Source organism: Halomonas sediminis, from assembly GCF_044871105.1.
In the GTDB taxonomy this organism is placed as follows: domain Bacteria; phylum Pseudomonadota; class Gammaproteobacteria; order Pseudomonadales; family Halomonadaceae; genus Vreelandella; species Vreelandella zhuhanensis.
The window spans coordinates 898,258-912,717 of record NZ_CP085246.1 but is presented as its reverse complement, the minus strand read 5'-3'; the positions used below and the strand labels follow the sequence as shown (position 1 = coordinate 912,717).

Here is a 14,460-nt window from a genome sequence, read left to right as displayed (position 1 = left end):
ACCTGTGGTCGGCCAAGACGGGCATCAGGATATTTGGGGTATGTCCAGCAGATGAAAATCGACAAAGCCGTAGGCGGCAAGCCTGGGCTCAAGTGGCGTAATCGGTGCTGTGGTAAAGCAGCTGCCATCAAGCGGGTGAGTGGCTAGATCCGGGGCTACCTGAGCGACGCGGCGGGCAATCGCCGGGCTGGAATCGATCCAATTCAGAGGGCATGGGGCAAGTTCGACCAACCAGGGCAGCAACAATGGAAAATGGGTGCAGCCAAGTACCACCGTATCCATTGGCGGGGTCTGGCGAGTGGCTTGCCAAATCGGGCTCAAAACGGCGTTGATTCGCGTGGTATTCGGCGCCTTCCCCGTTGCCAACAGGGTTTCCGCCTCTACGACCAACTCATCGGCAGCGACTCGCGTTACCTGGCAGTCAGAAGCGAAGGCATCGATCAAGCGATGGGTATAAGGCCGAGCGATGGTGGCACTGGTGGCCAGAAGCCCGATGTGATGCGTTCGGCTTGCCTGAGCGGCAGGCTTTATCGCCGGAACCGTCCCCACGACGGGAATGCTCAAATGTTCGCGCAGCTTGCCCAATGCCAGCGTACTGGCGGTATTGCAGGCCACAACCAGTATACTCGGACGACAGGCATCCACGGCGGCACTGCATACCGCAAGAATGCGCGCAGTCAGCCAGTTATCTTCGCGAGTCCCATAAGGCAGCATCGCATTATCACAGGCGTAGCACAGGGCCGCTTCAGGGTTATGAGCGCGCAATTCAGCGACAACGGACAACCCACCGACACCGGAATCAAATATCAGTACCGGCCCGGCCATGGCGCTTTCGACAAGCATCAAAACATCCACTCGGCCCTAAAAACCGCCATGCTACCATGCCTTGATCAGGTGATAACGACTTTAACTTCGCTCAAAAAGATGGGACTTCTGCCTCACGCAATTCCGCGTAAATCTCGGGGTAGGCTTCTTGCAAGCGCTTGAGCGCTTGCTCCGTGCCATCTGGCAGTGTCTTCTTGAGCTGCTGCATTTCCTCTTCATTCAAATGCTCGCGAATCAAGGGAAACAGCTCTTCACGTTCCTGGCGCAGGTAACGACGATGCGTTTCCACATAAGCCTTAAGGTCGGCAGCGAAGCGATCCATCGGCACTATCGCATCCATCAGGATCATGTCGATATCATTGGAAAGACGCTTGAGGCGACCGTGAAGTGCTCGATAATCTTCCGCCATCTGTTTGCCCAGCTCGGCATATTCGGGCGCCTTGGTTTGAAGATAATCGACGCACACCCGTTCGATCGGCTGGGTAAACCCTTCCATGTAGGACAGGATGTAGTCGACGACTTCCCGCATCAGTTGGAAATTCGGGCGCTCCCCTTTGTCCAGGGTTTTATACTTAAGCTGCAAAACGTGCAGAATACGCGCCATATTGGCATGATCTTGACGTAGTTGACTTAACATCGAATCATCTCCTTTCTCAACTCATGCCGCTCGACTGGCTTCAGCCACTCAGTGACACATAATGCTGATGGTCTGATAGGCGAGTGCCAATGCCTAAGGTAGCCCGCTATGTAGGCTATTACCACAGGCAGCGCCTAAAAAGGCGGTTGTTCTACGGAGTTTCTCATGGATCTTTTTAGTCGCGCCACCCCTCACGACCAAGCGCCGCTGGCATTTCGGATGCGCCCGCGCAATATGGACGACTATGTTGGCCAACAAGCTTTGGTCTCAGCCGGAAAACCCCTGCGACGCATGGTGGAAACCGGTGTTATCCGCTCCATGATTCTATGGGGACCACCAGGCGTAGGCAAAACGACCCTGGCCGAGATACTCGCAGCCGAGTCTGGTGCGCATCTGGAGCATCTAAGTGCCGTGATGGCGGGGGTCAAGGAGCTGCGCGCCGTGGTGGAGCGCGCCCAGGCTCTCGCACCCACGCCGATCCTGCTGTTTCTCGACGAGATTCATCGGCTCAACAAAAGCCAGCAGGATGCCCTCTTGCCCCATGTAGAATCTGGGCTGGTTACCTTGATCGGCGCGACGACCGAGAACCCTTCCTTTGAAGTCAACTCCGCCTTGCTTTCGCGAGCCAGGGTCTATGTGTTGAAGCCGCTGAGTGATACTGAGCTGGTCGAGGTAATGTATCGAGCCTTACATGACCCAGCCCGCGGGCTGGGAAGCAGGTCAATTCAGGTAGATGAAGAGATATTGCGTGTATTGGCGCACGCCAGTGCCGGCGATGCCAGGCGTGCCTTGGGATTACTTGAAACCGCCTGTGATTTCACTCAACAGCAAAACGGCCGGGAAGTACTTAGCCAAGAGGCGCTGGCCGATGTACTGGGCCATCAGGCTGGCGCCTTCGATAAACAGGGCGATGTCTACTACGACCTGCTTTCGGCGATTCACAAGTCCGTGCGTTCCTCACGTCCGGATGCAGCACTGCTTTACATGGCCCGGTTCATGCAGGGCGGCGGCGACCCTTTGGACGTGGTACGCCGCTTGGCAGCCATCGCCTCGGAAGACGTCGGCAATGCCGACCCACGCGCCCTACCCTTGGTCATGGCCGCCTGGGATGCCTATTTACGTTTAGGCGATTACGAGGGCCAGCGCGCCTTGGCTCAGGCGGCGATTCACTTGGCGGTAGCCCCCAAAAGCAACCGTATCGATAGCGCCTGGAAAGCGGCCAATGCCTTTGTCAGGCAACAGCCGCAACTGGAAGTCCCTACGTACTTACGCAATGCCCCAACGGCGCTGATGAAAACCCTAGGGCATGGCCAAGGCTATCGCTACGCTCACAACGAACCCGGAGGCTACCCGGCGGGCAGTGAACATGATTGCTGGCCGGACGCACTACCTCATGAGCAGTTCTACCAGCCAAGCGATTTGGGACAGGAAAAGCGCTTCGCCGAAATTATGGCCTGGCGAGCCAGGCAGGATGACGAAGCGGGTCAAAAAGGGTGAATCACAAGAGATTGAATCAATAGGTGTCGCGAATTACATCGACCCCATCTGGCACGCTAAAAATGAAACGTTCAGGATCAATATAACGGTTGTAGTCGATATCGCTGAAAGTGATGGCCGTGCGCTGACCGGTGCTATCGGTCATCAACAGACGCGTCAAGATATCGTCATCGAAGAACATGGTGAGTTCTTCAAACAGGGTATCAGCTCCCATAGGTACCAACGTGAACACATCGCGGCCTTCTTCCCGGTTATGGAACACTTCATAGTTTTCCGTGAGCTCAGAACTACTGCCGGAAAGTAACAGTGCCGGGGTATGGGTCACACGCTGATCCACTGCCTGAACGGTCACCTGCTCCAGGTCCGGGTCATACATGTACACTTCATCGCCGGTCGAGACCACCACTTGAGAATAAGGCGCTTCCACTTCCCAGCGCAGAAGTCCGGGACGAGCCAGCCACATTTCACCTTGCGCTTCCTGGAGGCGTTCACCGGCACTGTCCAGAATCAACTGTTCGAAATCCGCGTGATAGGTTTCCAGCGGGTCGAGACGCTCGGTCAACATTTGCCCGGCATCGGCCCAAGCCATCGGTGCCATCATCACCCCTGCCACTGCCGTGATCAGGGTGGCGTAGTGCTTGTATCCCTTCTGGGCGGTTACTTTCATGGCTAACTCCCTTGGCACTCTGTGCCTTGATTATTCAACTGGCTATTCAACGAATCACGTTGAAATCCGAAGACCTACTCAAGAACTTATTCAGTAATTTGCTCAGTAACTTACTCACTAAGACGACAAAAGCGCCGCCGGGTTTCCTGACCGGCGACGCTTTCACGTTTCATGCACGATTGTCACATGAAAGACTGCTCCATGAGTGACCAGTTTAATGACCCACAGGCGGTGGCGCTAACACTTCCCGCGCGCCATTGGTTCCCATTGAAGTCACCACACCCGCGCTTTCCATGGCTTCCACCAATCTGGCCGCCCGGTTGTAACCGATCTTGAATCGCCTCTGTACTGCGGAAATCGACGCACGCCGGGTTTCCGTCACAAACTGCACGGCTTCATCGTAAAGCGCATCCTTTTCCGCGTCGTCGCCGTCCACACCCTCGGCCTCCAGGCCAGTCAAGGCATCGGCGGAAACCCCTCCTGAAAGAATTTCCTCGACGAATTCCGGTTCGCCGCGCCGCTTCCAGTCATCCACCACGCGATGGACTTCATCATCATCGACAAAGGCACCGTGGATACGATTGGGGGGACCTGAGCCCGCAGGCAAATACAGCATGTCACCATGGCCCAGCAAGCTTTCCGCCCCGCCCTGATCCAGGATGGTGCGCGAATCGATCCGCGACGACACCTGAAATGCCATGCGCGATGGAATGTTGGCCTTGATCAAGCCGGTTACTACGTCCACCGAGGGGCGCTGCGTGGCCAGAATCAGATGTATCCCGGCGGCACGTGCTTTTTGTGCCAGCCGCGCAATGAGCTCTTCGACCTTCTTGCCCACGATCATGAACATATCGGCGAACTCATCAATCACCACCACGATATACGGCAGTTTCTCGAGAATCGGCGGTGTCTGGTGCATTTCCCAGGGCTGAGGCTCCCATAAGGGATCCGCCACCTGGGCACCGGCTTGCTTGGCTTCGTCCAGACGCGCATTGAAACCCGCAATGTTGCGCACGCCCATGGCCGCCATCAACTTGTAGCGTCGCTCCATTTCTGCCACACACCAGCGCAAGGCATTGGCCGCTTCCTTCATGTCGGTGACCACCGGCGCCAGCAAATGCGGTATGCCGTCATAAACCGACAGTTCCAGCATCTTGGGGTCGACCATGATCAGCTTGAGTTCATCCGGGGTGGCCTTGAGCAACATGGAAATCAACATGGCGTTGACCCCGACGGATTTACCCGAGCCCGTGGTGCCGGCGACCAAAAGGTGTGGCATCTTCCCAAGGTTGGCGACAACCGGTCCACCGCCGATGTCCTGGCCCAACGCCATGGTCAACGGGGAGGTTTCCTGTTGATAGCGCTCGGAGTCGATCACTTCGCGCAGGCGGATCATCGCCCGGTGCGGGTTGGGAATTTCGATCCCCACCGTGGGTCGCCCTGGAATCACCTCCACCACGCGCACGCTCTTTACCATCAAGGAGCGTGCCAGATCCTTGGCCAGGTTGCTGATTTTGGAAACCTTGACCCCGGCGGCGGGCTTGATTTCAAAACGGGTAATCACCGGCCCAGGCCAGGTATCCACCACTTCGGCCTTGACCCCGTATTCCCGCAGCCTGACCTCCAGCAGCTCGGCCATATCCGCCAATTGCTGCTCGGTGTAGTTGGGCTGGTGCGGCGTCGGTGGGGTGAGCAATCGCAGGCTGGGCAGCTCACCTTCAGGCTCGGGCATATCTTCGAATACCGGACGCTGACTCTGCAGGTGCTCTACGGTCCATAGCGCAGGCTCATCCCCGCTATTCGCCGTTGGCGCTACCTCTTCCGTGGCCTCTCGCTCGGGCGCTTCGGGAATGGAAACCTCGGGAGGAGACACATGACGCTCTTCCTGGCGTGGCTCCTCAAGCGGCTTCTCTCGCGGTGCTGCCGGAATTTGCCGAAAAGTGGGCAGGGGCTCAGGCTCCTCGTCGTCCCATACCGGTTCGGGTACCACTTCCGGGACCCTCTCGCGTTCCAAGGGTTTTTTTGGGATATCGGCTGGCGGAAGTGGCGCCTCTGCAGGCGGAGATACTGAAGCTGGCTGTGGCGCGGGCGCGGGCGCTGGCTTAAGCTCCGGTTCAGGCTTAAGTTCTGGCTCTGCTGGCACAGGGTCCGGCTCGACCGCTTGCTGTTGTTCTTTTTTGGGTTCGGATTCCTGCGGGGTAGCGGGTTCATTGTCAGGCTCGGCCGTCCATGCCGATAGGCTAGGCTCCTTGCGTGACGAAACCGGCTCAGGCTTGACTACCGGCGCCGGCTTGAGCGTTTCTTCTTCGGCTGCCTCCCAAGGAATCGTTGTTTCCTTTGCCGATTGCTCCCCTTCTGCCGTTCGATCAGCCTCATTCGAGCCGGCCGCAGTGCCAAGGCTGGGTTCACGGCGGCTTGCAGTGCTGGCACTAGGGTTGTCCTGAGAGTATGGCGTAACGGGGCTTTCCGGCGCAGCCTGGCGTACGGCATCATTCTTGCTAACCGCCGTTTCAGCTGTGGCACCCTCGGCAGCAAACGTTGAGTGATGCGCTGGTTTGGCCGGGCGATTGTTGCGTTTTGCTTTCAACCAACCACCCAAACGATAGGCCTGGCTACCCAGCTTGTCGGCAACCGTTAACCAGGACATGCCGGTAAACAGCGGAAAACCGCTCAAGATGAATGCCACCGCTACCAGGCCGACACCGCCACTGCCCAGCAACGGCAATAGAGCACTGACCAGTCCTTCGCCGAGAATCCCGCCGGAAGCATAAGGCAGAGAGCTTTCCGGGTGATAGAAATGCAAGGCCCCGAGCGTGGTCGTGCCCAGAATCAGCAACAGCAAGCCGCCGGCATGTACCGCAATCGACACCGGGTCCACGTCGAAACGTACCTGCCGGGAGCGAATCAACCACCAGGCCGCAAATCCCAGCATGCCAGGCCACCAAAGCGCACTGGCGCCGAATAGTGAATACAGCACATCGGCAAGCCAGGCGCCAATGCTACCCATCCAGTTTTCGACCGTCGTTTCCGGGCCACGATGCGACCAACCAGGATCCGTGGATTGATAACTGAACAATGCCAACAGGAGGAAGGTACATAACGCCAGCAATACCACCACCACGCCTTCGCGTACGGAGCCTTGCAACTTCAACCCCATACGGCGCGCCTTTTCCCTGGCGGCATTGACCCGCGGCGAAGCCACCTTAGTTTGCGGCTTGCGCTGGGTACCGCCACGTCCGGTTGATTGTCCAGTCCGCCTGTTTGCAGCTTTATCGAGTTTCAAGCGACCTCTCCCTTTGCACCCAGAGGGTGTCTTTATACTCTGTCTTTCATACTCAGGCTTTCTACAAGTTCTTTATACGCGAACTTCATACTCTGTTGCGAGAATGCATCATACCGAGCATCCTGAGCTCGTCACAGGGCTTCTCGCGAACCATCACCGACAGGAATTGGCAATGTTACCTTGGTTACCCTCCGCTCATGCTGCTTTCCCGCCTGTGGCCCTGGCGATGGACTCGCCTAACGGTTTACTCGCTGCAGGTGGAGAGCTTACCCCGGCGTGGCTGGTACAAGCCTACCGACAAGGTATCTTCCCTTGGTATAGTGAAGGTGACCCCATTTTATGGTGGAGCCCCAACCCCCGGATGGTCTTGTTCCCCGGGGACTTCAAATGTCGACGCAGCTTGGCCAAGCGTTTGCGTAACGGTGGGTTCAGCATCAGCGTAGACCAACATTTTCATGAGGTGGTTGACGCCTGCGCGGCGCCTCGTCAGGGTGAGCCCGGCACTTGGATCACCGCCGAGATGAAAGCCGCCTATGCTCGGTTGCACAGCTTGGGTATCGCTCATAGCATCGAGGTGCATCACAACCAGCGCTTGGTGGGTGGCTTGTATGGTCTGGCGATGGGGCCGGTCTTTTTCGGAGAATCGATGTTTTCTGAGGTGCCGGATGCCTCCAAAGCGGCTCTGGCGCATTTGGCCGACGCCATGGTCAGACAGGGAGGCAACTTGATTGACTGTCAAATGCACACCCCGCATCTGGCCAGTTTGGGGGCAACGACTATCGCTCGCCCGACGTTCATCAACTATCTTGAAAACTGGTTGCCCGATAACGCTTTCGAGGTAACCAATCAACCTGATGACCCCCCTGTGGTTCCTCCATCACCTTGGCTCGATGCTATCGGCCGCACTGATGACGAAGGCGCCAGCTAATTCACAAGGAGGCAAGCCGTGAGCAGTAACGCTCCCCGGAAGCCGGTGCGGGATTTGCGCTTCTTCCTCACCGTGCCCCATGCCTGTAGCTACCTCGAAGACCGGGAAGCCACTACGTTGTTTCTCGACCCCCAGGAATCGCCAGTACCGGGTGTTTACGATTCGCTTTCATTGCTCGGTTTTCGTCGCAGTGGCCGCCATCTATATCGGCCTCATTGCGATGGCTGCAATGCGTGTCGTTCCGTTCGCATTCCCGTGGATAAATTCACTCCCAACCGCACCCAACGCAAACTGCAACAGCGCAACCAGGACGTGACCGTCACGCTAAAGCCCGCTCGCTTCGAGCCTGCGCATTACGCACTGTATGCCGCCTATGTCGGCCAGCGCCATGCCGATGGCGACATGTACCCCCCCAGCGAAGAGCAATACCGTACATTTTTAACGCTGAACGAATCTTATGCCCAGTTGATGGAAATGCATTGTGGCGATGCGTTGGTGGCCGTCGCCGCCTTCGACCAGCTGGAGCACGGATTATCGGCGATTTATACCTTTTTCGCCACGGAACCCGCCTATGAGCGTCGTTCCCTGGGTACCTTTGCCATTCTCAAGCTGATCGAGCTGGCTCAGAAAAAACAATTACCCCATCTATACTTGGGTTACTGGATCGAAGAATGTCGCAAGATGCGCTACAAACAGACTTTTTCGCCGCTGGAAGTGCTCGACGGTCGTCATTGGCGACAATTAATCCTCCAATGAGCACGGCTTTTTTGCCTTGACGACGGGCTTACGGCACAATATAGCGCTGTTTCCCGGCGTGCTGATAATTCAGCTCGCCAGAAGACCTCTGAATGTCTCTGTTTTTTATCAAGTGAGGAACTGCCTATATGGCACGCGAAGATCATATTGAAATGGAAGGCGTCATCGTCGATACCCTTCCCAACACCATGTTTCGTGTCGAGCTGGAAAACGGCCACGTGGTCACGGCACATATCTCTGGCAAAATGCGCAAGAACTACATTCGCATTCTGACCGGCGACAAGGTCAAGGTAGAACTGACGCCTTACGACCTGTCCAAGGGACGTATCGTCTACCGCTCACGCTGAGCCGCCCCCTCCTGTCGACGGATTCTCCCCCGCCAGACACAACAACGCCCCGTCCATGGACAGGGCGCTGTCTTTTAGCGTCCGCTAACCCGTTTAGGGCGCGTCAGCCATTTCCGATTCGGTGGAGAGTGTCAGCTCGTTATCTTCCAAGCCGATATGCACAATCCCGCCGTGCTCGGCAAGTTCGCCGAACAGAATCATTTCGGCCAGAGGCTTCTTGAGTTTTTCCTGAATCAGTCGAGCCATCGGCCGTGCACCCATATCCGGGTCATAGCCTTTTTCCGCCAGCCAATCACGCGCTGCAGCATCCACGTCCAGCTGGACGCGTTTCTCGTCCAACTGCGCCTGCAGTTCGATCAGGAACTTATCAACGACGTTGCGCACCACCGAGGTAGGCAAGGAATGGAACTGAATGATGCTATCCAGACGGTTGCGGAACTCGGGTGAGAACGTCTTGCGAATGACTTCCATTGCATCGGTGGAATGATCCTGATGCTGGAAACCGATCGAACGGCGGGATGCCTGTTCGGCCCCAGCATTCGAGGTCATTATCACGATGACATGGCGGAAATCTGCTTCACGACCGTTATTGTCGGTCAGACGGCCGTGATCCATGACCTGCAGCAGCAGATTGAAGACCTCGGGATGCGCCTTTTCGACCTCATCCAGCAACAACACGCAATGCGGCTGCTTGGTGATGGCTTCGGTGAGCAAACCGCCCTGGTCGTACCCCACATAGCCTGGGGGTGCGCCGATCAAGCGGGAGACCGTATGGCGCTCCATGTACTCGGACATATCAAAACGTACCAGTTCGATACCCATGATATGGGCCAACTGCCTGGCCACTTCGGTCTTGCCCACACCGGTCGGACCGGCAAACAGGAAGCTGCCCACTGGCTTGTCGGGAGATTTGAGTCCGGCACGCGAGAGCTTGATCGCCGCTGCCAGGCTGTCGATCGCTTCATCCTGGCCGAACACCAGCATTTTCAAGTCACGGTCGAGTTTTTCCAGCAACTTGCGATCCGAACTGGAGACACTCTTCGGTGGAATACGGGCAATCGATGCCACGACGGCCTCGACTTGATCCACGTCGATAGTGTCAACGCGCACTTCCGGAGGAAGCATGCGCTGATGCGCACCAGCTTCGTCAATCACATCAATGGCCTTATCGGGCAGATGACGGTCATTGATATAACGATCGGCCAGACGCGCCGCACTTTCCAGGGCACTGTCGGTGTACTTCAGCTGATGATGCTCTTCAAAGCGTGAACGCAGCCCCTTGAGAATGCGAATGGTGTCGTCCACTGACGGCGCCATTACATCCACCTTCTGGAAGCGCCGGGCAAGCGCTCGATCTTTCTCGAAAATCCCGCGGAATTCCTGAAAGGTAGTCGACCCGATGCAACGTAGATCACCGGAAGACAGCAACGGCTTGAGCAGATTCGAGGCATCCATCACCCCACCGGAAGCGGCACCCGCCCCGATGACCGTATGAATTTCATCGATAAACAGCACGGCATGGGGTTGCTTCTTGAGCTCGCCCAGCAGACTCTTCAAGCGTTTTTCGAAATCACCACGATATTTGGTACCGGCAAGTAATGCGCCCATATCCAGCGCATAAACCACGGCATCGGCGATCACATCGGGGACATCTTCTTCCACGATCCGCTTGGCCAATCCTTCGGCGATGGCCGTCTTGCCCACGCCGGCCTCACCCACCAATAATGGGTTGTTCTTGCGCCGACGGGCGAGAATCTGGACCACCCGCTCAAGCTCATGGTCACGGCCGATCAAAGGATCTATCTTGCCCAGCCGGGCCTGTTCGTTGAGGTTGGTCGCATAACCGGTAAGCGGATGTGCCGCCCCATCCGCCGTACCTTCTTCGGCATCTTCCGCTTCGGGGGAAGGCTGTGAAGGCGAGGGGCCATGACCGGCAACCTTGGAAATGCCATGAGCGATATAATTTACCGCATCCACGCGAGCAACGTTCTGTTGCTTGAGGAAGTATACCGCCTGGCTTTCCTGCTCGGAAAAGATCGCGACCAGCACATTGGCCCCATTCACTTCACTTTTACCGGAAGATTGCACATGAAAAACGGCACGTTGCAAAACACGCTGAAAGCCCAGTGTTGGCTGAGTTTCTCGATCTCCCTGGTCATCAGGAATCAACGGCGTGGTCGAATTGATGAAGTCCTGTAAGTCGGACCGCAATTTATCGAGATTCGCCCCGCAGGCCTTCAGTACATCCGCAGCGGAAGCGTTATCCAGAAGCGCCAGCAGCAGGTGTTCAACGGTCATGAACTCGTGGCGCTTGGAGCGTGCCACGGTAAAGGCCGTGTTCAGGGTCATTTCAAGTTCTTTACTAAGCATGGCAGTCCCCTTTTGGCTACCTAGGACTCGTCGCCCCCTAGGGCTTGCGTCGAATCTGTGTCGCCTGACATCTTCAACATCAGGTACAAAGCGCGTGGTTGCAAGTATCGTCGCCAATTTTTTGGTCGATGTCGTCAATCAGTGGCTTCGATATCGCACATCAATGGATGTTCGCACTCACGAGCGTACTCGTTGACCTGATAACTTTTGGTTTCGGCGATATCTCGGGTAAATACACCGCAAGTCGCCTTGCCTTGGGTATGCACCGCCAACATCACTTGTACGGCGGATTCATTATCCATATGAAAAAAGCTTTGCAGCACTTCCACTACAAATTCCATGGGCGTGTAGTCATCGTTATGCAATATGACTTTATAAAGAGGCGGTTGCGCCAATGCCGGTTCAGCCGTCTGAACCGTTACGTCGTCACCTTCTTCCGGTTGCCCGGGACGCGTCATTCCCGCTACTTCCAGCATTGATTCCCTACCTGCACTCATTCTGATTACATTGAACATAAAAGGCACTGTCGATTTACTCAAGTCAGACTGGCGCGGATCTCTCAACGCTATAAGACGTCACCAAGACTCAAGGGTTCATTGAATTTCCAATTCAGCATAGCGTAAAACGCAAAAACCCCCGCCCGCAGGCGCGGGCGAGGGTTTTTGCCAGCGACAATAAATTACATATTGTCAGCGACAGCCTGGCCAAACTCGGAGCATTTCAGCAGCTTGGCATCATCCATCAGGCGATGGAAGTCATAGGTGACTTCGCCCTTGGAAATGGCTTTTTCAACACCCTTGAGCACCAGGTCAGCGGCTTCGACCCAACCCATGTGACGCAGCATCATTTCGGCGGAGAGAATCAGCGAGCCCGGGTTGACCTTGTCTTGGCCGGCATACTTCGGCGCGGTGCCGTGAGTCGCCTCGAACATGGCCACGTCGTCGGATAGGTTGGCGCCCGGGGCGATACCGATACCGCCCACTTCCGCCGCCAGAGCGTCGGAGAGGTAATCACCGTTCAGGTTCAGGGTGGCGATGACGTCATACTCGGCCGGACGCAGCAGGATTTGCTGCAGCATGGCGTCGGCGATCACGTCCTTGACCACGATATTCTTGCCGGTCTTGGGGTTCTTGAACTGCATCCAGGGGCCGCCGTCGAGCAGCTCGGCACCGAATTCGTTCTTGGCAAGCTCATAGCCCCAATCCTTGAAGGCACCTTCGGTGAACTTCATGATGTTGCCCTTGTGCACCAGGGTCAGCGACTCACGGTCGTTGTCCACAGTGTACTGCAGGGCCTGACGCACCAGACGCTCGGTACCTTCCTTGGAAACCGGCTTGACACCGATACCGCAGTCTTGCGGGAAGCGAATGTTGGTAACACCCATTTCTTCACGCAGGAACTTGATGACCTTGTCGGCTTCCGGGGTACCTGCCTTCCACTCGATACCGGCATAGATGTCTTCGGAGTTTTCACGAAAGATCACCATGTCGACATCGGCCGGCTTCTTGACCGGGCTGGGCACGCCTTCGAACCAACGTACCGGACGCTGGCAGACATACAGGTCGAGTTTCTGGCGCAGGGCCACGTTCAAGGAACGAATGCCGCCACCTACCGGCGTGGTCAGCGGTCCCTTGATGGAAACCACGTAATCCTTCACTGCTTGCAGAGTTTCTTCGGGCAGCCAGGTATCAGGTGTGTATACCTGAGTGGCTTTTTCACCGGCGTAAACTTCCATCCAGTGAATCTTGCGCTCGCCGTTGTAAGCCTTCTGTACGGCAGCGTCGATGGCAATTTTCATGGCCGGCGTGACGTCGGCGCCGATGCCGTCACCTTCGATGAACGGGATGATCGGTTCATTCGGCACATTCAAGCTGGTGTCGGCATTGACGGTGATCTTTTCGCCGCTGTCAGGAACGACAATTTTCTGAAAACCCATAGAGAACTCCCCTGTTTGGTCTGTTCGTTGGAGCGCGAAGTATAGCATCTCACCCGCGCTGCGGAGTAGCCTTAGCACAGTCAACCGGTCTAAAGTCGGCCACTACTATAGTTTAACCAAGGGTCATCCAACCCCCATGAGCGACCTGTATTTACTGCATAAACCTTATCGCGTTCTGTCCCAGTTCAGTGACCGCGAAGGACGCCGCACCCTTTCCGAATTTATTGATATAAAGGATATTTACCCTGCGGGCCGCCTCGATTACGACTCAGAAGGACTGCTTTTGCTCAGCGCTGACGGCGGGCTGATTCACCGCATCGCGCATCCTCGCCATAAACAGCCTAAAACCTACTGGGTCCAGGTAGAGGGCTGCCCGGATGAAACGGCACTACAAGCATTACGTAAAGGTATTACCTTGAAGGATGGACCGACTCGCCCGGCCAAAGTGCGCCTGATGTCACCCCCTGCCTTCCCCGAACGCGACCCGCCCATCGACTCCCGGCGGCATCCCGACACCGCCTGGCTGGAGCTTACGATCAGTGAAGGCCGCAACCGTCAGGTAAGGCGCATGACCGCCCACGTCGGTTTTCCGACACTCCGTTTGATCAGAGCCGCCATCGGCGCTTGGCGACTGGATGACCTGGCGCCGGGAGAGTGGCGTCGAGAGACCTTGCATGCCCCCCAGCCTGCCACACCACGTTCACGCACTAAGAGGTCCTGATGGAACATTATTCTCCGCACGTGACGGTCGCCTGCGTCATCGAACGTCAGGGACGCTACCTGATGGTCGAGGAACATCGTGGCGGCCCGCTCACATGTTTCAACCAACCGGCGGGGCATGTGGAGCCCGGCGAAGGTCCCATGGCGGCCATCAGGCGTGAGGTGGAAGAGGAAACCGCCTGGCAAATTCAGTTGACCGGCTACCTGGGGTTGTATGTGTTTCAAAGCGCGGAGGGCTTGACGTTTTACAGCCATGGTTTCGCGGCCCAGCCCAAGACGTACCTAGCCACACCCCTTGACGGCGACATTCACGCCACCCATTGGTTGACACTCGAAGAACTGGCTGCTCATGAGCATGCGCAGCGGTTGCGCAGTCCCTTGGTCATGCAGCGCTTGCATGACATGCGTGCCGGGCGCCTCTTTCCGCTGAGCGTTATCCACGAGTAACCGCGCAACACTCGAAGCGATGTGGCCGCATCGTGTATAATCGCCAG

Annotated in this window: 13 protein-coding genes; 6 read left to right on the top strand and 7 right to left on the bottom strand. The window is 56.6% G+C overall.

Translation table 11 applies throughout. The features are described from left to right. Positions 1 to 24: 24 nt before the first annotated feature. The gene (gene murI / locus LG290_RS04375) at positions 25 to 825 is read right to left on the bottom strand and encodes a glutamate racemase (protein ID WP_499837023.1); all 801 of its coding nucleotides are present in this window, start codon (positions 823 to 825) and stop codon (positions 25 to 27) included. A 91-nt stretch (positions 826 to 916) separates the two neighbouring features. Further along, a complete protein-coding gene (locus LG290_RS04370; RefSeq protein WP_160419726.1) occupies positions 917 to 1,462 on the bottom strand; it encodes a hemerythrin domain-containing protein in 546 nt (181 codons plus the stop codon). Between the two features lie 165 nt (positions 1,463 to 1,627). Between LG290_RS04370 and LG290_RS04365 the strand changes: the two genes are divergently transcribed. Then, positions 1,628 to 2,959 (top strand): replication-associated recombination protein A, encoded by a 1,332-nt coding sequence (locus LG290_RS04365; protein ID WP_499836395.1) that lies wholly within the window; start codon positions 1,628 to 1,630, stop codon positions 2,957 to 2,959. A 16-nt stretch (positions 2,960 to 2,975) separates the two neighbouring features. Here the strand turns inward: LG290_RS04365 and lolA are convergent, their stop codons facing one another. Then, positions 2,976 to 3,626, bottom strand: coding sequence for an outer membrane lipoprotein periplasmic chaperone LolA (gene lolA, locus LG290_RS04360; RefSeq protein ID WP_499836394.1), 651 nt, complete (start codon positions 3,624 to 3,626; stop codon positions 2,976 to 2,978). Between the two features lie 214 nt (positions 3,627 to 3,840). Continuing rightward, entirely contained in the window at positions 3,841 to 6,909 is a 3,069-nt protein-coding gene (locus tag LG290_RS04355; RefSeq protein ID WP_499836393.1) for a DNA translocase FtsK, read from the bottom strand. Between the two features lie 172 nt (positions 6,910 to 7,081). Between LG290_RS04355 and aat the strand changes: the two genes are divergently transcribed. From aat to infA, 3 genes are all read left to right on the top strand, one after another. Beyond that, a complete protein-coding gene (gene aat, locus LG290_RS04350; RefSeq protein ID WP_499836391.1) occupies positions 7,082 to 7,837 on the top strand; it encodes a leucyl/phenylalanyl-tRNA--protein transferase in 756 nt (251 codons plus the stop codon). 18 nt (positions 7,838 to 7,855) lie between these two features. Next, the gene (locus LG290_RS04345) at positions 7,856 to 8,593 is read left to right on the top strand and encodes an arginyltransferase (RefSeq protein ID WP_160419730.1); all 738 of its coding nucleotides are present in this window, start codon (positions 7,856 to 7,858) and stop codon (positions 8,591 to 8,593) included. Positions 8,594 to 8,721: 128 nt separating this feature from the next. Then, positions 8,722 to 8,940, top strand: a complete 219-nt coding sequence (infA, locus tag LG290_RS04340; RefSeq protein WP_007111068.1) for a translation initiation factor IF-1 — start codon at positions 8,722 to 8,724, stop codon at positions 8,938 to 8,940. Between the two features lie 93 nt (positions 8,941 to 9,033). On the opposite strand, the gene clpA is transcribed toward infA, so the two are convergent. From clpA to icd, 3 genes are all read right to left on the bottom strand, one after another. Continuing rightward, entirely contained in the window at positions 9,034 to 11,310 is a 2,277-nt protein-coding gene (clpA, locus tag LG290_RS04335) for an ATP-dependent Clp protease ATP-binding subunit ClpA (RefSeq protein WP_499836390.1), read from the bottom strand. A gap of 134 nt (positions 11,311 to 11,444) precedes the next feature. Beyond that, positions 11,445 to 11,768 carry an ATP-dependent Clp protease adapter ClpS gene (gene clpS / locus LG290_RS04330; RefSeq protein WP_160419772.1) on the bottom strand — a complete coding sequence of 108 codons (324 nt, stop codon included), beginning with the start codon at positions 11,766 to 11,768 and terminating at the stop codon, positions 11,445 to 11,447. Positions 11,769 to 11,989: 221 nt separating this feature from the next. Continuing rightward, positions 11,990 to 13,246, bottom strand: coding sequence for an NADP-dependent isocitrate dehydrogenase (gene icd / locus LG290_RS04325; protein ID WP_160419732.1), 1,257 nt, complete (start codon positions 13,244 to 13,246; stop codon positions 11,990 to 11,992). 136 nt (positions 13,247 to 13,382) lie between these two features. Between icd and LG290_RS04320 the strand changes: the two genes are divergently transcribed. Next, the gene (locus LG290_RS04320; RefSeq protein ID WP_499836389.1) at positions 13,383 to 13,967 is read left to right on the top strand and encodes a pseudouridine synthase; all 585 of its coding nucleotides are present in this window, start codon (positions 13,383 to 13,385) and stop codon (positions 13,965 to 13,967) included. Continuing rightward, positions 13,967 to 14,413, top strand: a complete 447-nt coding sequence (locus LG290_RS04315; protein WP_499836388.1) for an NUDIX hydrolase — start codon at positions 13,967 to 13,969, stop codon at positions 14,411 to 14,413. The genes LG290_RS04320 and LG290_RS04315 overlap by 1 nt, the downstream gene beginning before the upstream one ends. Positions 14,414 to 14,460: the final 47 nt, after the last annotated feature.

Bases quoted from the DNA above. Each gene is read 5' to 3' on its own strand.
- murI (WP_499837023.1), bottom strand. From the start codon at position 825: ATGGCCGGGCCGGTACTGATATTTGATTCCGGTGTCGGTGGGTTGTCC.
- LG290_RS04370 (WP_160419726.1), bottom strand. From the start codon at position 1,462: ATGTTAAGTCAACTACGTCAAGATCATGCCAATATGGCGCGTATTCTG.
- LG290_RS04365 (WP_499836395.1), top strand. From the start codon at position 1,628: ATGGATCTTTTTAGTCGCGCCACCCCTCACGACCAAGCGCCGCTGGCA.
- lolA (WP_499836394.1), bottom strand. From the start codon at position 3,626: ATGAAAGTAACCGCCCAGAAGGGATACAAGCACTACGCCACCCTGATC.
- aat (WP_499836391.1), top strand. From the start codon at position 7,082: ATGTTACCTTGGTTACCCTCCGCTCATGCTGCTTTCCCGCCTGTGGCC.
- infA (WP_007111068.1), top strand. From the start codon at position 8,722: ATGGCACGCGAAGATCATATTGAAATGGAAGGCGTCATCGTCGATACC.
- clpA (WP_499836390.1), bottom strand. From the start codon at position 11,310: ATGCTTAGTAAAGAACTTGAAATGACCCTGAACACGGCCTTTACCGTG.
- clpS (WP_160419772.1), bottom strand. From the start codon at position 11,768: ATGACGCGTCCCGGGCAACCGGAAGAAGGTGACGACGTAACGGTTCAG.
- icd (WP_160419732.1), bottom strand. From the start codon at position 13,246: ATGGGTTTTCAGAAAATTGTCGTTCCTGACAGCGGCGAAAAGATCACC.
- LG290_RS04320 (WP_499836389.1), top strand. From the start codon at position 13,383: ATGAGCGACCTGTATTTACTGCATAAACCTTATCGCGTTCTGTCCCAG.
- LG290_RS04315 (WP_499836388.1), top strand. From the start codon at position 13,967: ATGGAACATTATTCTCCGCACGTGACGGTCGCCTGCGTCATCGAACGT.